This is a genomic window from Citrobacter sp. RHB21-C05 (assembly GCF_013889015.1).
Taxonomy (GTDB): Bacteria; Pseudomonadota; Gammaproteobacteria; order Enterobacterales; family Enterobacteriaceae; genus Citrobacter_A; species Citrobacter_A sedlakii.
Genome location: NZ_CP057611.1, coordinates 1245214 through 1264710 on the forward strand (window position 1 = coordinate 1245214; position 19497 = coordinate 1264710).

15 protein-coding genes are annotated in these 19497 nt (G+C 54.3%); 7 read left to right on the top strand and 8 right to left on the bottom strand.

The features are described 5' to 3' along the window. Positions 1 to 2 precede the first annotated feature (2 nt). From bamB to HVX72_RS05975, 3 genes are all read left to right on the top strand, one after another. On the top strand, positions 3 to 1181 hold the full coding sequence (gene bamB / locus HVX72_RS05965; RefSeq protein WP_181822757.1) for an outer membrane protein assembly factor BamB: 1179 nt from the start codon (positions 3 to 5) through the stop codon (positions 1179 to 1181). Positions 1182 to 1299: 118 nt separating this feature from the next. Next, on the top strand, positions 1300 to 2772 hold the full coding sequence (der, locus tag HVX72_RS05970) for a ribosome biogenesis GTPase Der (RefSeq protein WP_181822758.1): 1473 nt from the start codon (positions 1300 to 1302) through the stop codon (positions 2770 to 2772). A 52-nt stretch (positions 2773 to 2824) separates the two neighbouring features. After that, complete coding sequence (locus tag HVX72_RS05975; RefSeq protein WP_042291379.1) at positions 2825 to 3046, top strand: zinc ribbon domain-containing protein; 222 nt, start codon at positions 2825 to 2827, stop codon at positions 3044 to 3046. Here HVX72_RS05975 and HVX72_RS05980 read toward each other — a convergent pair. The 3 genes from HVX72_RS05980 to xseA form a co-directional block, all read right to left on the bottom strand. After that, positions 3043 to 3393 (bottom strand): protealysin inhibitor emfourin, encoded by a 351-nt coding sequence (locus HVX72_RS05980; protein ID WP_042291377.1) that lies wholly within the window; start codon positions 3391 to 3393, stop codon positions 3043 to 3045. The two genes, HVX72_RS05975 and HVX72_RS05980, sit on opposite strands and share 4 nt — an antisense overlap. After that, positions 3393 to 4412, bottom strand: a complete 1020-nt coding sequence (locus HVX72_RS05985; RefSeq protein WP_181822759.1) for a M4 family metallopeptidase — start codon at positions 4410 to 4412, stop codon at positions 3393 to 3395. The genes HVX72_RS05980 and HVX72_RS05985 overlap by 1 nt, the downstream gene beginning before the upstream one ends. 63 nt (positions 4413 to 4475) lie before the next feature. Continuing rightward, positions 4476 to 5849, bottom strand: a complete 1374-nt coding sequence (xseA, locus tag HVX72_RS05990) for an exodeoxyribonuclease VII large subunit (protein ID WP_181822760.1) — start codon at positions 5847 to 5849, stop codon at positions 4476 to 4478. Positions 5850 to 6009: 160 nt separating this feature from the next. Here xseA and guaB point away from each other — a divergent pair, with 160 nt between their 5' ends. Both guaB and guaA read left to right on the top strand, forming a co-directional pair. After that, complete coding sequence (gene guaB, locus HVX72_RS05995; protein ID WP_042291368.1) at positions 6010 to 7476, top strand: IMP dehydrogenase; 1467 nt, start codon at positions 6010 to 6012, stop codon at positions 7474 to 7476. Positions 7477 to 7536: 60 nt separating this feature from the next. Further along, the gene (gene guaA, locus HVX72_RS06000) at positions 7537 to 9114 is read left to right on the top strand and encodes a glutamine-hydrolyzing GMP synthase (RefSeq protein ID WP_042291366.1); all 1578 of its coding nucleotides are present in this window, start codon (positions 7537 to 7539) and stop codon (positions 9112 to 9114) included. Between the two features lie 222 nt (positions 9115 to 9336). Here guaA and HVX72_RS06005 read toward each other — a convergent pair whose 3' ends face one another. Then, positions 9337 to 9528: a YfgG family protein gene (locus HVX72_RS06005; RefSeq protein ID WP_181822761.1), complete on the bottom strand. Its 192-nt coding sequence runs from the start codon at positions 9526 to 9528 to the stop codon at positions 9337 to 9339. Positions 9529 to 9874: 346 nt separating this feature from the next. Between HVX72_RS06005 and HVX72_RS06010 the strand changes: the two genes are divergently transcribed. Beyond that, a complete protein-coding gene (locus HVX72_RS06010; RefSeq protein WP_181822762.1) occupies positions 9875 to 12115 on the top strand; it encodes a sensor domain-containing phosphodiesterase in 2241 nt (746 codons plus the stop codon). Between the two features lie 7 nt (positions 12116 to 12122). Here HVX72_RS06010 and ppx read toward each other — a convergent pair whose 3' ends face one another. The 4 genes from ppx to purM all read right to left on the bottom strand — a co-directional run bounded on the left by ppx (position 12123) and on the right by purM (position 17628). After that, on the bottom strand, positions 12123 to 13664 hold the full coding sequence (gene ppx, locus HVX72_RS06015) for an exopolyphosphatase (protein ID WP_181822763.1): 1542 nt from the start codon (positions 13662 to 13664) through the stop codon (positions 12123 to 12125). A gap of 4 nt (positions 13665 to 13668) precedes the next feature. Then, complete coding sequence (gene ppk1, locus HVX72_RS06020) at positions 13669 to 15735, bottom strand: polyphosphate kinase 1 (protein ID WP_042290933.1); 2067 nt, start codon at positions 15733 to 15735, stop codon at positions 13669 to 13671. A 217-nt stretch (positions 15736 to 15952) separates the two neighbouring features. Further along, entirely contained in the window at positions 15953 to 16591 is a 639-nt protein-coding gene (gene purN, locus HVX72_RS06025; RefSeq protein WP_042290932.1) for a phosphoribosylglycinamide formyltransferase, read from the bottom strand. After that, positions 16591 to 17628, bottom strand: a complete 1038-nt coding sequence (purM, locus tag HVX72_RS06030) for a phosphoribosylformylglycinamidine cyclo-ligase (RefSeq protein ID WP_060570601.1) — start codon at positions 17626 to 17628, stop codon at positions 16591 to 16593. Before purM ends, purN begins: the two co-directional genes overlap by 1 nt. Positions 17629 to 17893: 265 nt before the next feature. On the opposite strand from purM, the gene HVX72_RS06035 reads away from it, so the two are divergent. Next, positions 17894 to 19324 carry a 6-phospho-beta-glucosidase gene (locus HVX72_RS06035; protein WP_181822764.1) on the top strand — a complete coding sequence of 477 codons (1431 nt, stop codon included), beginning with the start codon at positions 17894 to 17896 and terminating at the stop codon, positions 19322 to 19324. Positions 19325 to 19497: the final 173 nt, after the last annotated feature.

Sequence of the window (19497 nt, forward strand, 5' to 3'; positions counted from 1 at the left end):
CGATGCAATTGCGTAAATTACTTCTGCCAGGACTGCTGTCCGTTACCCTGTTGAGCGGCTGTTCACTGTTTAGCGGCGAAGAAGACGTTGTTAAAATGTCCCCATTACCGGTGGTTGAGAACCAGTTTACCCCGTCTACCGTCTGGAGCACCTCTGTGGGCAACGGGATCGGTGATTTCTATTCCAACCTCCATCCTGCGCTGGCAGATAACGTGGTTTACGCCGCCGATCGTGCGGGCGTGGTGAAAGCGTTAAATGCCGACGACGGCAAAGAGATCTGGTCGGTTAACCTCAACGAGAAAGATGGCTGGTTCTCCCGCGCGCCTGCGCTGCTGTCTGGCGGCGTGACGGTGTCTGGCGGTCATGTTTACCTGGGCAGTGAAAAAGCCCAGGTATATGCCCTGAACACCGCGGACGGTACCATTGCGTGGCAGACCAAAGTCGCGGGCGAAGCGCTGTCGCGTCCGGTGGTCAGCGACGGCCTGGTGCTGATTCATACCAGTAACGGCCAGCTGCAGGCGCTGAACGAAGCGGATGGCGCGATCAAGTGGACCGTCAACCTTGATATGCCTTCTCTGTCTCTGCGCGGCGAGTCTGCGCCAGCGACGGCCTTCGGCGCGGCGATTGTCGGCGGTGATAACGGTCGCGTAAGCGCCGTGCTGATGCAGCAGGGCCAGATGATTTGGCAGCAGCGTATTTCTCAGGCGACGGGCTCTACAGAAATCGACCGTCTCAGCGATGTCGATACCACGCCAGTTATCGTTGACGGTATCGTCTATGCGCTGGCGTATAATGGTAACCTGACGGCGCTGGATCTGCGCAGCGGTCAGATCATGTGGAAACGTGAACTGGGGTCAGTGAACGATTTCATCGTTGACGGCAACCGTATTTATCTGGTGGATCAGAATGACCGCATACTGGCGTTGACCACCGACGGCGGCGTAACCCTGTGGACACAGAGCGATCTGCTGCACCGTCTGCTGACCTCTCCGGTGCTGTACAATGGCAATCTGGTGGTGGGCGACAGCGAAGGTTACCTGCACTGGCTCAACGTTGAAGATGGCCGCTTTGTGGCACAGCAGGAAGTTGACAGCTCCGGCTTCCAGACCGAACCGGTGTCTGCCGACGGCAAACTGCTGATCCAGGCGAAAGACGGTACCGTGTACGCGATTACACGTTAATCGTTCTGGTCGTGCGCATTAAAAAACGGCTCCTGGTGCAGGGGCCGTTTTCCTGTTTTTAACAACGGCGCAAAAATCGCGTCTGTTGTCTGATGATTTATAAAATGAGGCTTTAAACATGGTACCTGTGGTCGCGCTTGTCGGGCGCCCTAACGTCGGAAAATCCACGTTATTTAACCGTCTAACCCGTACCCGGGATGCGCTGGTTGCGGATTTCCCGGGTCTGACTCGTGACCGTAAGTACGGTCGTGCGGAAATTGATGGTCGCGAGTTTATCTGTATTGATACTGGCGGTATTGACGGGACGGAAGACGGTGTAGAAACCCGTATGGCGGAACAGTCCCTGCTGGCGATTGAAGAAGCGGACGTTGTACTGTTTATGGTGGACGCCCGCGCGGGCCTGATGCCTGCTGACGAAGCCATCGCTCAGCATCTGCGTTCCCGTGAAAAACCGACCTTCCTCGTCGCCAACAAAACCGACGGCCTCGATCCGGACCAGGCGGTTGTGGATTTCTACTCCCTGGGGCTGGGGGAAATTCACCCGATCGCCGCGTCTCATGGTCGTGGCGTTCTCAGCCTGCTGGAACACGTTCTGCTGCCGTGGATGGACGATGTCGCGCCGCAGGAAGAGGTGGATGAAGACGCCGAATACTGGGCGCAGTATGACGCCGACGAGAACGTGGAAGAAGAGCCGGCAGATGATTTTAACCCGCAGGATCTGCCGATCAAGCTGGCGATAGTCGGACGACCGAACGTGGGTAAGTCTACGCTTACTAACCGCATTCTGGGCGAGGACCGCGTGGTAGTCTACGACATGCCCGGCACCACGCGCGACAGCATTTATATCCCCATGCAGCGTGACGAGCGTGAATATGTGCTGATTGATACCGCAGGGGTGCGTAAGCGCGGCAAGATTACCGACGCGGTGGAAAAGTTCTCGGTAATCAAGACGCTGCAAGCGATAGAAGACGCTAACGTGGTGCTGCTGGTGATTGATGCCCGCGAAGGGATTTCCGATCAGGACCTGTCGCTGCTGGGGTTCATCCTTAATAGTGGGCGCTCACTTGTTATTGTGGTGAACAAGTGGGATGGCCTGACGCAGGAAGTGAAAGAGCAGGTGAAAGAGACGCTGGACTTCCGTCTGGGCTTTATCGACTTTGCTCGCGTACACTTTATCTCCGCACTTCACGGCAGCGGGGTCGGCAACCTGTTTGAATCCGTACGTGAGGCCTATGACAGCTCCACCCGTCGCGTCAGCACCGCGATGCTAACCCGCATCATGACGATGGCGGTGGAAGATCACCAGCCGCCGTTGGTGCGTGGCCGCCGCGTGAAGCTGAAATACGCCCACGCCGGTGGTTACAACCCGCCAATCGTGGTGATTCACGGCAACCAGGTTAAAGACCTGCCGGACTCTTACAAGCGTTATCTGATGAACTACTTCCGTAAGTCGCTGGAAGTGATGGGGACACCGATTCGTATCCAGTTCAAAGAAGGGGAAAACCCGTATGCGAATAAGCGTAATACGCTGACCCCGACGCAGATGCGCAAGCGTAAGCGCCTGATTAAACATATCAAGAAAAGTAAGTAATCACTTAAGCCCTCTCTCAGGAGAGGGCACACATCCAGATAGGGAGACTGCTATGGAACTTCGTTGTCCAGACTGCCAAAATCCGCTGGAACGTAACGGTGAGACTGCGCATTGTGCGACGTGCAATGTCGATTATGCCCTTGCGGCGCTGTGCCCGGACTGCCATAAGCCGCTACAGATCTTAAAAGCCTGTGGCGCGGTGGATTACTTTTGCCAGAATGGCCATGGCCTGATTTCAAAAAAACGCGTTGAGTTTGCCCTGACGCGAACTTAATCGCACACGCAGTCCTCTCCTTTTTGCCAAAGTTCAACGAGCGAAGCGGGCGCGTCATTTTCCGGCACCAGCACGATGATATCGGCGTATCCCGCCTGATCGTGCCGGGTCCAGACGATCTGAATACGAAAATAGCGCTGATCGCCTCGCCCCGGCGAATCCGCCTGACCCGGCGGCGTGCCGACGGACAGGCTTTGCCGCAGGATGTCGGCAACGCGCTGACGCTGGGCCTCAGACAAGGTGGAAAGGGCAATTTTGCGCTGTTGACTCAGCTTTGGGATAAACGCGACGCCGCCTTCGCGTGCCAGTTCCACAACGGCGTCATCAGTGAGTTCAGGGATATCCATTACATCACTCCTGTGGCTTTCCAGGCGTCCTCAATGGCCTGCGCCGTTACTTTACCGCTACGTTTTTCGCCGTGATGAATGGTTAAACGCGCGAAATCAATGAAGTCGGCGTCCTGCGCCAGTTGGCGATCGCACACTGTATCGTACCAGGCATAGCCAGCCTTCTCCCATGCGTAACCGCCGAGCGCCGTCGCGGCGAGGTAAAACGCCCGGTTAGGAATGCCGGAATTAAGGTGCACGCCGCCGTTGTCCTCACGCGTTTTGATAAAATCGCGCATATGACCAGGCTGTGGATCTTTGCCAAGCAGCGGATCGTCATAGGCGGTACCCGGTGCCGACATTGAGCGTAATCCCTTGCCGTTGATACCTTCCGCCAGCAGCCCTTCGCCGATGAGCCAGTCGGCCTGGTCCGCGGTTTGCCCCAGATGGTATTGCTTTACCAGCGCGCCAAACACGTCAGATAGCGATTCATTGAGCGCGCCCGCCTGCTCAAAGTAGATCAGTCCGGCTTCGGATTCCGTGATCCCATGCGCCAGTTCGTGCGCCACCACGTCAGTGGCAATCGTGAAACGGTTAAAAATCTCGCCATCGCCGTCGCCAAACACCATCTGCTGCCCGTTCCAGAAGGCGTTCTGGTACTCGCGTCCGTAATGAACCGTGCCGGTGAGAATTAACCCTTTGTTATCCAACGAGTCGCGCTGCCAGTTTTTCCAGAAAAAGTCATGGGTTATGCCGAGATAATCATAGGCTTCATCTACCGCCACGTCGCCATTCGAAGGATGGCCCTCATAACGGACCTGCGTGCCAGGCAGTTCCTGGGTCTGCTTCGCATCGTAAATGTCGCGTTCCAGTTGGCCAGCCTGACTGACGTGCGGCGCGGCGGGCTTGCCCGGCATATGCGCCATCAGGGTCTGCACGTGGCTCAGCGTTTGTCGTGCGCACCGCTGCTGCGGTTCAGAACCTGTTTCGATAATGCGACGCAGGATATAAGGCGGGATGACGCTGTAAAAGTGGGGCATGCTGTTCTCCTGAATTCTGGCAAGGCCGAATAAATAAGGAATAACAGCAGTATAGTGTGAAAATTAAACGCTTTTACGCTGGCGGGTTTTTTTTACCGTTTTGACGGCTTTCACTTCGCTTTCCACCCAGCCATCGGTGACCCGGGTGGTCAGCAGATCGCCAGCCTTCACCTGTTTAGTGTGTTTCAGCACATTGCCGTCGGCGCTGCTGGTCACGCTGTAGCCGCGTGCCAGAGTGGAGAGCGGACTGACGGCTTCCAGATGAGTGACCGCATTGCCAAAGCGTTCGCGCGTTGCGCTCAGGCGCGCGCGTATTGTATCCGCCAGACGATATTCCAGTTGCTGAACACGGCTTTGCGCCCGGTGAATGCGTGGCTGAGGATTTTGGTGATTGAGGCGCTGTAATAAGCGGAATTGCTGCTGGCCGGAACGCTTAAGCTGGCTGTCAATCGCGATATTCATCCGCTGTTGTAATCGTTCCAGCGCCGTCTGCTGACGCGCCAGTCGCAGCTGCGGATGCTGCTGTTGCAGACGATGATGCAACTGTGTAAAGCGACGGCTGCGGTTTGCGAGAAAATAGTCCATCGCCATGCCCAGGCGCTGCTGGGCAGACTGAAGCTGGCGCACCAGCTCCTGCTGGTTGCGGCTGACCATTTCAGCGGCTGCTGAAGGGGTCGGCGCGCGCAGATCGCCGACAAAATCGGCAATCGTCACGTCCGTTTCGTGTCCGACGGCGCTCACTACCGGAATGCGACTGGCGAAGATTGCCCGCGCCACCCGTTCATCATTGAAGCTCCATAAATCTTCCAGTGAACCGCCGCCGCGTCCGACAATCAGCACGTCACACTCGTTACGCATGTTTGCCAGTTCGATGGCGCGCACGATTTGCCCTGGCGCATCGTCACCCTGTACGGCGGTCGGATAAATAATGACCGGGAGGGACGGATCGCGGCGTTTGAGCACGTGGAGAATATCATGCAGCGCAGCGCCGGTTTTCGAGGTGATCACCCCGACGCAGCGGGCAGGGGAGGGAAGCGGTTTTTTAAACTGCTGGTCGAATAAACCTTCTGCCGAAAGCGTGGCTTTTAGCTGTTCGAATTTTTGCTGGAGCAGACCTTCACCCGCGGGCTGCATGCTCTCGACGATAATCTGGTAATCGCCGCGCGGCTCGTAGAGGGTGATATTGGCGCGCACCAGCACCTGCTGCCCGTGTTGCGGGCGGAAAGTTACCCGGCGGTTGCTGTTGCGAAACATCGCACAGCGCACCTGGGCGGCGTCATCTTTCAGGGTGAAATACCAGTGGCCTGACGCGGGCTGGGAGAAATTCGAAATTTCGCCGCTGATCCAGACCTGCCCCATCTCTTGTTCCAACAGCAGACGAACCGTCTGATTAAGGCGGCTTACGGTAAAAATGGCGGAAGTCTGAGAGGATAACATGTGAGCGGGATCAAATTCTAAATCAGCAGGTTATTCAGTCGATAGTAACCCGCTTACCGGGGATCGCAAGGTTTTTTTGCAAAAAAGTGTAGATGCAATCGGTTACGCTCTGTATAATGCCACGGCAATATTTATCCACCCCAGGTCAGAGATATTGCCCATGCTACGTATCGCTAAAGAAGCTTTGACGTTTGACGACGTCCTCCTCGTTCCCGCTCACTCCACCGTTCTGCCGAATACTGCCGATCTCAGCACGCAGTTGACGAAAACCATTCGTCTGAACATTCCTATGCTCTCCGCAGCAATGGATACCGTGACTGAAGCGCGCCTTGCAATCGCTCTGGCTCAGGAAGGCGGCATTGGTTTTATCCACAAAAACATGTCTATCGAGCGTCAGGCGGAAGAAGTCCGTCGCGTGAAGAAACATGAATCTGGCGTGGTTACCGACCCGCAAACCGTTCTGCCCACGACCACCCTGCGCGAAGTTAAAGAACTGACCGAACGCAATGGTTTCGCAGGCTACCCGGTTGTGACCGAAGACAACGAACTGGTCGGCATCATTACGGGCCGCGACGTGCGTTTTGTGACGGACCTGAGCCAGCCGGTGAGCGTCTATATGACCCCGAAAGAGCGTCTGGTTACCGTGCGTGAAGGTGAAGCGCGTGATGTCGTGCTGGCAAAAATGCACGAAAAGCGCGTCGAGAAAGCGCTGGTTGTTGATGACAGCTTCCACCTGCTCGGCATGATCACCGTTAAAGATTTCCAGAAAGCAGAACGTAAACCGAATTCCTGTAAAGACGAGCACGGTCGCCTGCGCGTCGGCGCAGCGGTTGGCGCGGGGGCGGGCAACGAAGAACGCGTTGATGCGCTGGTTGCTGCGGGCGTTGACGTCCTGTTGATCGACTCCTCTCATGGCCACTCCGAAGGCGTACTGCAGCGTATCCGCGAAACCCGCGCGAAGTACCCGGATCTGCAAATCATCGGCGGCAACGTGGCGACTGGCGCAGGCGCGCGCGCGCTCGCTGACGCTGGCGTAAGCGCGGTGAAAGTGGGGATTGGCCCAGGCTCTATCTGCACCACCCGTATCGTAACCGGCGTGGGGGTTCCGCAGATCACCGCCGTATCTGACGCTGTAGAAGCGCTGGAAGGCACCGGCATTCCGGTTATCGCCGACGGCGGTATCCGTTTCTCTGGCGATATCGCGAAAGCCATTGCCGCAGGCGCAAGCGCGGTGATGGTCGGCTCTATGCTGGCCGGTACCGAGGAATCTCCGGGCGAAATTGAACTGTACCAGGGCCGTTCTTATAAATCCTACCGCGGAATGGGCTCGCTGGGCGCAATGTCTAAAGGCTCTTCTGACCGTTACTTCCAGAGCGATAACGCCGCCGACAAACTGGTGCCGGAAGGTATCGAAGGCCGCGTTGCCTATAAAGGCCGTCTGAAAGAGATCATTCACCAGCAGATGGGCGGCCTGCGCTCCTGTATGGGGCTGACGGGCTGTGGTACTATTGACGCATTGCGTACTAAGGCGGAATTCGTCCGTATCAGCGGTGCGGGTATTCAGGAAAGTCACGTTCATGACGTGACCATCACTAAAGAGTCCCCGAACTACCGTCTGGGCTCCTGATAAGTTTACGCGCCCTGACGGGCGCTTTTTTTGGTTTCATTTGCCTCGGAATTAGCGTCAATGACAGACAATATTCACAAGCATCGCATTCTCATCCTTGATTTCGGATCGCAGTACACTCAGCTGGTTGCGCGTCGCGTACGTGAACTCGGCGTGTACTGCGAACTGTGGGCTTGGGATGTAACTGAAGCACAGATTCGCGAGTTTAATCCTAGCGGTATCATTCTTTCCGGCGGCCCTGAAAGCACCACCGAAGAAAACAGTCCGCGCGCGCCGCAGTACGTTTTTGAAGCGGGCGTACCGGTATTTGGCGTTTGCTACGGCATGCAGACCATGGCGATGCAGCTGGGCGGTCATGTAGAAGGCTCCAGCGAGCGCGAGTTTGGCTACGCCCAGGTTGAAGTGGTTAGCGACAGCGCGCTGGTGCGTGGCATCGAAGATTCCTTGACCGCCGACGGCAAGCCGCTGCTCGACGTCTGGATGAGCCACGGCGATAAAGTCACCGCTATCCCGTCTGACTTTGTGACCGTTGCCAGCACCGAAAGCTGCCCGTTCGCCATCATGGCGAATGAGGAAAAACGTTTCTACGGCGTGCAGTTCCACCCGGAAGTGACGCACACCCGTCAGGGGATGCGTATGCTGGAGCGCTTCGTGCGCGATATCTGCCAGTGTGAAGCGCTGTGGACGCCGGCAAAAATCATTGACGACGCGGTTGAGCGTATCCGTCAGCAGGTCGGTGATGACAAAGTGATCCTCGGTCTGTCCGGTGGGGTTGACTCCTCCGTCACCGCGATGCTGCTGCACCGTGCGATCGGCAAAAATCTGACCTGCGTCTTTGTCGATAACGGTTTGCTGCGTCTGAATGAAGCGCAGCAGGTGATGGATATGTTCGGCGACCATTTCGGTCTGAACATCGTTCATGTTCCGGCGGAAGACCGCTTCCTCAGCGCGCTGGCGGGTGAAAACGATCCGGAAGCAAAACGTAAGATCATTGGCCGCGTTTTCGTGGAGGTGTTCGACGAAGAAGCGCTGAAGCTGGAAGAGGTGAAATGGCTTGCTCAGGGCACTATCTACCCGGACGTCATCGAGTCTGCTGCTTCAGCAACCGGTAAGGCGCACGTCATCAAATCTCACCATAACGTCGGCGGTCTGCCAAAAGAGATGAAGATGGGTCTGGTTGAACCGCTTAAAGAGCTGTTCAAAGACGAAGTACGCAAGATTGGTCTGGAGCTGGGTCTGCCGTACGACATGCTTTACCGTCACCCGTTCCCGGGGCCAGGTCTGGGCGTGCGCGTGCTGGGCGAAGTGAAGAAAGAGTATTGCGATCTGCTGCGTCGTGCGGACGCGATCTTCATCGAGGAACTGCACAAAGCTGACCTGTACAACAAGGTAAGCCAGGCGTTCACCGTGTTCTTGCCGGTTCGTTCGGTTGGCGTGATGGGCGACGGTCGTAAATACGACTGGGTTGTCTCTCTGCGTGCGGTTGAAACCATCGACTTTATGACCGCGCATTGGGCGCACCTGCCGTATGACTTCTTAGGCCGCGTGTCTAACCGCATCATCAATGAAGTGAACGGCATTTCCCGCGTGGTGTATGACATCAGCGGTAAGCCCCCCGCTACCATTGAGTGGGAATGATGAACCGCTAACTTATAGCTAATCATTTCTGTTCGAATATTAATTCAACCCTCTGTTTTTACAGAGGGTTTTTTATTTTTATCTATTCACATTTACAATGACTGCTTAGCGCGAAAAATGAGCCACAATATTTGAAGAAAGACATCATTGCTATTAACGGTTAGCGAGACTGCGGCATGTTCGACGATGGAAGATCGGTTTATCTTATCGCGCTGAGAAACCTTAACGCTGTGCGGGCGTTTCGACAGAGAGTCTGGACTGTTGAACGTCTTTTTTGTCCTGATGATGATGCCAGGCGCCAATAGAAGAGTAGACAAAGCGTCCAAAGAAGAAGAGAAAACTGATAAGCAGTACGATACGGGTCATGCGACTGTTAAATCGATGTCGTTTTCGCATACTGGTAGCCTGACTCACAAAAGGTTCCTTAAGAGATGCCCCTGCGGGCGATAAGCACATTAAGGCATACTGCGCCGCAATGGTCAATTCATGACGTTGTAAAAATGCGTTAGCTTGTTCATGGGTGGTTGTTATGGAAGTTAATAATCTTATTTACATTAATAATATATAAATGATAACACGCCGGAATAAAGGTAATAATTAATTAATGGCGGTGAAATTATTTGATGTATGTCAAAATTTGCTTTCCGCTGGCAACTAAAATCGTTGCCTCACGTGATGATCTTTTCATCGTCTTTTTGCGGTCAGGGGGGATGCCTGTCTGATAAAACCCATCGGGAGTCGGGGTTTCTGCTGAGCATCTATGAGACTGAATAAAAATTATATTGCAATCAGAGATAAGTGGTGGGGGCTTCCTCTGGTTTTGCCGTGTTTAATGCTGCCATTAGTGAGCCACGTCAATACTTATGCGCATATGGCTTCCGGGGATGTGGTGCTTTTATATCTTCCGTTAGCATTAATGATGAGCATGATGCACTTTTTCAGTTGGGCGGCATTACCAGGAATTATTCTTGCCATCTTTTTACGCAAATATCCGCAGGTGGGGCTGGCTGAAACGCTACCGGTAATCGCCCATTTCCTCATCGCTATCGTCCTCAGTTGGGGCGGCTATCGCGTCTTTAATCCGCGTCGGAATTGCGTCTCACACGGCGAGCCGCGACTGGTGTTCCAGCGAATTTTCTGGCAGGTATTTTGCTCCGCTACGCTGTTTCTGGTGCTTTTTCAGTTTGCGGCGTTTGTCGGAATGTATGAAAGCCGACTGAATCTGATGGGCGTCACCCCGTTTAACATCAATGCATTAATTAACTATCAGGGGATCCTGGTCGGAAATTTAATTGGCGTCCCGTTTTTCTATTTTCTCCTTCGCGTGATTCGTAACCCGCTTCATTTACGCGGCTATTATTCCCAGTTAAAACTGCAGTTTGATGCAAAAGCCTCGAAGAAAGAGGTCGCCTTATGGTTATTAATCCTCATTGTATTAATGACCTTGCTATGTATGCCCCTGAATGTAAATAGCTCAATATTCAGCACAAATTATACAATGTCATTATTACTGCCGGTTATGCTCTGGGGCGCGATGCGCTATGGCTATCGCTTCATCTCTCTGCTTTGGGCGCCCGTGCTGATTATTGCGATCCATAATTACCAGAGTTATACCCCCTATTATTCTGGTTATGATGTCCAACTGGCGATCACGTCGTCGAGCTTTCTGGTTTTTTCATTTATCGTCAATTACATGGCGGTATTGGCCACGCGTCAGCGGGTTGTCAACAGCCGCGCGCGCAGGCTGGCTTTCCTCGATCCCGTTGTTCATCTGCCCAATCTCCGCGCGCTCAATCGCGCCCTGAAAAATGCCCCGTGGTCCGCGCTCTGTTTTCTGCATGTTCCTGAGCTCGAAGTGCTGGTGAAGAATTATGGCATTATGCTGCGGATTCAGTATAAGCAGCAGCTTTCACACTGGATAAATGAAAAGCTGTCGCCGGATGAAAACGTCTACCAAATGTCTGGCCCGGACCTGCTGCTGCGCTTAAACACCGAATCACACCAGCAGCGTATTGATCTCCTGGACGAGCACATCAAACGGTTTCGCTTTATCTGGGACGGTATGACCTTCCAGCCGCAGGTGGGCATGAGCTACTGCTACGTGCGGTCTCCGGTGAACCATATTTATCTGCTGCTTGGCGAACTTAGTACCATTGCTGAACTGTCGATTATGACCAACACGCCGGAGAATCTGGAGCGTCGTGGAGCTGTGAATTTGCAGCGCAATGTGAAAGATAAAGTGGCGATGATGAATCGCCTGCAGCACGCGCTCGAACACGATCGCTTCTGCCTGATGGCGCAACCTATCGAAGGCCTGCGTGGCGATGTCTACCATGAGATCCTGCTGCGGTTGAAAGACAGTGACGGCGGACTGATCTCGCCAGAGGTATTTTTGCCCGTTGCGCATGAGTTCGGTCTGGCCTCGCGAATCGATCTCTGGGTCATCGAACATACCTTACGCTTTATGGCCGATAATCGTGCAGATATGCCCGCGCGCCGTTTTGCCCTGAATCTTTCGGCTCCGTCAATTTGTCGGGCGAAGTTTTCACTGGAAGTCAGCAAGCTACTGAGCAAATACCAGATCGAGGCGTGGCAGTTGATCTTCGAAGTCACCGAAAGCTACGCGCTGCTGAATGCCGAGCAGGCGCAGGTAACGCTGCATAATCTGCAACAGCTGGGCTGTCAAATTGCGATTGACGATTTCGGTACCGGCTATGCCAGCTATGCCCGGCTGAAAAATATCAGCGCCAACATTTTAAAAATTGACGGGAGTTTTATCCGCAATATGGTATCGAACAGCCTCGACTACCAGATTGTGGCTTCTATCTGCCATCTGGCGCGCATGAAGAAAATGCAGGTGGTGGCGGAATTTGTTGAAAGCGAGGAGATCCGCAGCGCGGTCGCCTCGCTGGGTATTGACTATATGCAGGGATATTTAATCGGCGAACCCCAACCGCTAAGGGACATACTGAAAGCGCAGGTGCCGGTTACCGGCACCTGAGCGGTCTTCAGGCGGCGATTTCCGGTGAACGTTCTTCCTCTATTTTCAGACGCCAGCCGGTGACCGCTTCCCAGTATTGCTGCTCTTTTTCCAGATCGAGCAGCACCAGCGCGTTCTGGCTGAACCAGTCATAAGGAAAACGGAGCGTCCAGTGGCTGTCGTCCGTGATGAGCGTCAGCGTCGGGGGCGTAGTTGTGGCCTGGCGCTGATTGTTCAGCAGAACCCCAAGGCGCAGCAACTGGATTAGCGGCAGGTATTGCTTCTTCTTGAACAGCGTAAAGCGCGGCAGATCGTCCAGCTTGATCGCTTTGCGGTGATAGCGAACCAGCGTCGCCATCATGGTTTGCTGCTCCTGATTAAAGCCGGGTAAATCACTGTTTTGCAGAATATAGGCTGAATGGCGATGCAGGCCGCTGTGATTGATATTCAGGCCTACCTCGTGCAGCATCGCGGCCCATCTCAGCAGCGCTTCCAACTGCGGATGGGCCAGTTTTGGCTGCTGCGCCTGCCACTGATCGTACATCTGCATGGTGGTATCCAGTACGCGTCTGGCCTGATCGCCGTCAATATTGTACTGATTCGCCAGGCTACTGGCGGTACGGCTACGGACGTCCTGGTGGCGAAAACGGCCTTCCATTTCGTACAGGACGCCTTCACGCAGCGCGCCGTCGGAGAGGCGAAGTTCACGGATGGCCAGCGCATCAAAGACACCGCAAAGAATCGCCAGACCCGGCACAAACACCGCTTTTCGCTCCTCGGATAAACCCGGCAAGCTCAGGGCGTCGAAATTGCGGTAGTGCAGTATCTCTGTCACCAGACGGTCCAGACGTTCCGGGGTAATAAAACCGTCTTTTTCCCCCAACTCCAGCAACACTTCATGTGCGGCTTTAATGGTGCCGGAGGCGCCCAGCGCGACGTTCCAGCCCTGAATGCGAAACTGCCAGGTTAAGGTTTCGAGCTTTTGCGCCGCCGCCATTCTGGCGCGCTGGAAGTTCTCCGGGGTGATCGCGCCGCCGGGAAAATAAAGCTGCGCAAAGCTGACGCACCCCATACGACGGCTTTCAACCAGCGTTGGCTCGAAGTTTTCGCCGATCACCAGTTCCGTTGAGCCGCCGCCGATGTCGATCACCAGCTTACGCCCCTTTTCGGGCTGCGTGTGCTCAACGCCCATAAAAATCAGGCGCGCTTCTTCGTTACCGGAGATGATCTCAATAGGGTAGGGGATAACCTTTTCCGCACGCTTGAGAAAGTCAGTGGCGTTCAACGCCTGACGCAGCGTGTGCGTCCCCACAATACAGACGCTGGAGGGCGAAAACCCCTGCAGACGTTCGGCAAACAGCGACAGACAGCTTAGCCCGCGCTCCATGGCTTCTTCACTCAGCCGGTTATCCGGGCCGAGGCCGTCAGCCAGATGGACACGCTGCTTCAGACGGCCAATTATCTGCATTGCGCCATCCACCACGCGGGCAATGACCATGTGAAAACTGTTTGAGCCGAGGTCGACTGCCGCAAACTCCTGCGGTCGTGGGGACTTATCATGTATTGGCATAGCGTTAGTCTGGTTGCTCGAGTGATTTGATGTAGTCATAAATCGCCAGTTGCGCCTGTACTTTGCGGCGATTCCCGCGCGGCACGTAGCGATTACTCAGTTCTTTGTCGATATAGCGGGCTTTTACCGTGTCGCTGAACAGGATGTCAATAATATCCAGTACCCGTTGCTTCAGGCGTGGATCAAGCAGCGGCGTCGCTACCTCAATGCGGTAGTCGATATTACGCGTCATCCAGTCCGCGGAGGACAGATACACCTGCTTATTGCCGCCATTTTCAAAGATGTAAACACGGTCATGTTCCAGATAGCGGTCAACAATGCTGATGACGCGAATATTATCGCTGATGCCTGGAAGATAAGGAATCAGCGAACACATTCCGCGAACCAGCAGATTTACCGTCACGCCGGAACTGGACGCCGCATACAGGCGGTCAACCAGCCCTTTGTCGACCAAATTATTCAGCTTCAGGGTGATGCCGGAAGGGCGTCCCTGCTGAGCGTTGGCGATTTCACGGTCAATCATTTCATACAGCAGGCGACGCGAGTTCTGTGGCGAAACCAGCAAATAATCAAACGTTACCGGACGGTACGGGTTCTCAATAAAGTTAAACACCCGGCGCACTTCGTTGGTGATCCGCGCATCGGCGGTCAGCAGCGAATAGTCGGTATACAGGCGCGCGGTTTTTTCGTTGAAGTTACCGGTGCCGATATGCGCGTAGCGCACCACGTCGTCGCCTTCTTTACGCGAAATAAGAAACAGCTTGGCGTGAATTTTTAAGCCCGGCGCGGAGAAGATCACATGTACGCCCGCTTCCGTCAGGCGCTTCGCCCAATGAATGTTGGCTTCTTCATCAAAGCGCGCCTGTAGCTCCACCACCACCGTGACTTTTTTGCCGTTGTGGGCAGCATGGATCATCGAGTCGATAATCCGTGAATCTTTCGCCACGCGATAGATGTTAATTTTGATGGCCAGTACGCTCGGGTCGAAGGAGGCCTGACGCAACAGCTCCAGAACGTGTTCAAAGGTGTGATATGGATAGTAGAGCAGCACATCGCGTTCACGGATGGCGTCAAAGCCATTACGAAACTTCTCATTATCAAACCAGATATGGCGCAGGCGCGGCAGTGGTTTATTCACCAGATTCGCTTTGCCGACATTCGGGAAGTTAATGAAATCTTTGAAGTTGTGGTAACGCCCTCCGGGCACGATGGAGTCATAACGCGAGATGGTCAGTTTTTCCCGCAGCACTTCGACCAGCGCGTTGGGCATGTCGCGCTGATAAACAAAACGCACCGGTTCAGCGGTCAAACGCTGTTTGAGGCTGGAGGACATCAGCTCCATCAGGCTGGATTCCATCTCGTGCACCAGATCGTATTCGGCGTCGCGGGTCATCTTCATCGAATAAGCGTTCAGGGCGTCGTAATCAAAAAAGCCTTTGAAGATGTCATCCAGGCAGTAGCGCAGAATGTTGTCCAGCAGGATCATCGGCTTGCGGCGTCGCGGGGCTTCCGGCGGCAGGTTGACGAAGCGCGGCACTTTGTCCGATGGAATTTCCAGCAGCGCGTAGCGTATCGAATCACCACGAATGATCTCCACCGCGAGGTAGGTGTAATCATCTTTCAGAAACTGAACGAGATCCGTTTCGCGGTTGATCAAAATGGGGGTGATATGCTGGCGCAGGTATTGTTTAAAGTAGTGGCGCAGCCAGCTTTGCTGATTCACTGACAGTTGGCGTTCGTTAATCAGGAAGATCTGGTTGCGCGCCATCTCCAGCAACAGTTCGTTATAAAGACCATCAAATTCCTGATCGGCTTTTAACACACGGGACTGGATCTTGCCTAACAGATGGCGAGAATGCGAATTTGAACCCTGTTCTTCGCTAATGATAATGCGGCGCTTCAACTCGGCGAAACGCACTTTATAGAACTCATCAAGGTTATTGGAATAGATGCCTAAGAAACGCATCCTTTCGATTAGCGGGTTAGATTTATCCGCCGCTTCCTGGAGCACGCGTTCGTTAAACGCTAACCAGCTCAGCTCTTTCTCGATGTATAGCTTTTCCTGACCCATTAATACTTATACTCCGTTTGATTCACGGGACACGACCTGATCATTATGGCGAGCAATGCTCTCAGATGTCCAACTGTGCCAGAAAAGTATGACAATAAACTGTTTGATAACATAAAGGCGGGAAGAAAAGTAGGCCGGACAGGGTATTTTGCCGCTATCCGGCGAACGGACGCGTCAGGGCCAGAAGACGGCGCTTCTGGCCTGTGAAGGGACCGAATTAATCGTCAGCCGCATAGCCCTGCGGCGGCAAACGTTGACCATCCAGCCACGCGGCGTTGTCATGCATCTTCAGACGGCCTTCGACGAACCAGCTCACAACCAGGGGATAAATGGCATGTTCCTGGGCCTGAACGCGCGCGGTGATTTCGTCTTCGTCGTCTCCCTCAAAGACGGGTACTTTCGCCTGTAAAATGACCGGACCGCCATCAAGCTCATCGGTGACAAAGTGCACCGACGTGCCGTGTTCCTCGTCGCCATTTTCCAGCGCCTGGCGGTGGGTATGCAGGCCGGGATATTTGGGCAACAGGGAAGGGTGTATATTCAGCAGGCGTCCGTGATAATGAGCGACAAAGGCTGGGCTAAGAATGCGCATAAAACCGGCCAGCACCACCACATCAGGCGCATACGCGTCGATCTCAAGGGTCAGCTCCCGGTCAAACGCTTCACGGCTGGCGAACTGATCGGCCGTCAGCGTATGCACAGGAATGTTCGCTTTTCTGGCGCGTTCAAGGCCGAACGCATCGGCCTTGTTGCTGAATACTGCGCGAAGGGTGCCGTTGATTTTCTTCTCTTTGCAGGCATCAATGATCGCCTGCAAATTGCTTCCGTTGCCGGAAATAAGCACCACAATATTCATTATTCAATAACCACACGCTGTTCGGAATCAGAAGCGTTGATGATACCGATTTTCCACGCGTTTTCACCCTTTGCTTTCAGCAATGCCAGCGCATTGTCCACTTCGCTTGCCGGAAGGGCGATCACCATACCGACGCCGCAGTTAAAGGTACGGTACATTTCGTGCTGGCTAACATTACCGGCGTTTTGCAACCAGTTGAACACGGCAGGCCACTGCCATGAAGATTCGTCGATCACCGCCTGAGTGTTGTCCGGCAGGACGCGTGGAATATTTTCCCAGAAACCGCCGCCGGTGAGGTGGGCGATGGCGTGCACGTCGACGTTCTCGATCAGCGCCAGGATCGATTTCACGTAGATACGGGTCGGCGCAAGCAGATGATCGGCCAGCGGCTTACCGTCAAGCTCGGTGGTTTCCGGGTCGCAGCCGCTAACCTCAACGATTTTGCGCACCAGCGAATAGCCGTTAGAGTGCGGGCCGCTGGATCCCAGCGCAATCAGCACATCGCCGTCGGCAACTTTAGAACCGTCGATGATTTCTGATTTTTCCACCACCCCGACGCAGAAGCCCGCGACGTCATAGTCTTCACCGTGGTACATCCCTGGCATTTCAGCGGTTTCCCCTCCGACCAGCGCGCAGCCGGACTGCAGACAACCTTCCGCAATGCCCTGAATGACGCTGGCTGCGGTGTCCACGTCCAGTTTCCCGGTAGCGTAATAGTCGAGGAAAAACAGCGGCTCAGCGCCCTGAACCACCAGGTCGTTCACGCACATCGCCACCAGGTCAATCCCGATGGTGTCGTGACGCTTAAGATCCATTGCCAGACGCAGTTTGGTCCCTACGCCGTCAGTGCCGGAAACCAGTACCGGTTCACGATATTTTTGCGGCAACGCGCACAGCGCACCGAAGCCACCCAGACCCCCCATCACTTCCGGGCGGCGGGTTTTCTTCACTACGCCTTTGATTCGATCGACCAGAGCATTGCCCGCGTCAATATCAACACCGGCATCTTTGTAGCTAAGAGAGGTTTTATCGGTCACTGCCTGGTTCCCCACGTTATTTCTTGCGGTAAAAGGAAAAATTCGGCGCAATTCTAACAGGGAAAGCAAACGTTTGCGAGCCTGCGTTGCATCCGATTTTATGTGTTGATTTTTGCTGCGATTTTCTCGTACGGCGCCGTTTTTATGACCTGCGCCACGAAAATGAAACCGGGTACATTTCGTTGCTTGAATGCGCCGCTAAGTTTGCTCAGTATCGTACTGAAACCGGTTTCTGTTTTGCTAATGCGAATTAACGAGGGGATCTATGTCGGGATTTAAAGCGAATTTCATGTGGGGTGGGGCGGTCGCGGCGCATCAACTGGAGGGCGGCTGGCAGGAAGGCGGAAAGGGAATCAGCGTGGCCGATGTGATGACCGCGGGCGCGCACGGCGTCGCGCGGGAAATCACCGACGGCGTGCTGCCAGGCAAAAATTATCCCAATCACCACGCCATTGACTTTTACCACCGCTACAAAGAGGACATAAAACTGTTCGCGGAAATGGGCTTCAGGTGTTTCCGCACGTCCATTGCCTGGACACGTATTTTTCCGCAGGGAGACGAAACCCAGCCCAATGAAGCGGGGTTGCAATTTTATGACGACCTCTTTGACGAGTGTCTGAAATATGGCATTGAACCGGTGATCACCTTGTCGCATTTCGAGATGCCGTACCATCTGGTGACGGAATACGGCGGCTGGCGCAACCGTAAGCTCATCGACTTTTTCGTGCGCTTTGCGAAGGTGGCGTTTACGCGCTACCAGCATAAAGTGAAATACTGGATGACGTTTAACGAGATTAACAACCAGGCGAATTATCATGAAGACTTCGCGCCGTTTACTAACTCCGGGTTGAAATACCAGCCGGGCGAAGATCGCGAACCGATAATGTACCAGGCGGCGCACTACGAGTTGGTCGCCAGTGCGCTGGCGGTGAAAGCCGCCCGCGAAATCAACCCGGCGCTACAGGTCGGCTGCATGATCGCCATGTGCCCCATATACCCGCTGACCTGTGCGCCGGACGACATGATGATGGCGATGAACGCTATGCACCGCCGCTACTGGTTTACCGACGTCCAGGTACGCGGTAAATACCCGCAGCACATCCTTAACTATTTCGAACGCCGCGGCTTCGCGCTGGATATCACCGACGCCGATCGCGTCGCGTTGTCTGAGGGCTGCGTTGATTACATTGGCTTTAGCTATTACATGTCGTTTACCACCAAAGCGACGGAGGATAATCCACAGCTTGACTATGACGAAACGAAGCATCTGGTCGCCAACCCCTATGTGCAGAAGTCGGATTGGGGGTGGCAGATCGATCCCGTCGGCCTGCGCTATTCGTTGAACTGGTTCTGGGACCACTATCAGCTGCCGCTGTTTATCGTTGAGAACGGCTTCGGCGCCATTGACGTTCAGCAGCCTGACGGATCGGTGGACGACAGTTACCGTATTGACTACCTGGCCGCGCACATCCGCGAAATGAAAAAAGCGGTGGTGGAGGATGGCGTGGATCTGATGGGGTACACGCCATGGGGATGCATCGATCTGGTTTCCGCTGGCACGGGCGAAATGAAAAAACGCTATGGCTTCATCTACGTCGACAAAAATAATGACGGGAGCGGCACACTGGCCCGGCAGCTTAAAAAATCTTTCGCCTGGTATCAGCAGGTGATTAAAAGCAACGGTGAAACGCTCTGATTTCAGCGACTTGACCCGCCGCCCCGCGCAGAATGCGGGGCGTGTTTTATACTCATCAGCCAAAGGTAAATAACTTTGCTTGATCCAGGTCATGCATACGTTATGTTGCGCCCAGGAGGAAAAGCGGTATAATCCGGCGATTTTTTTGTGGTTGCCACTCGTCTGAGGAAAGG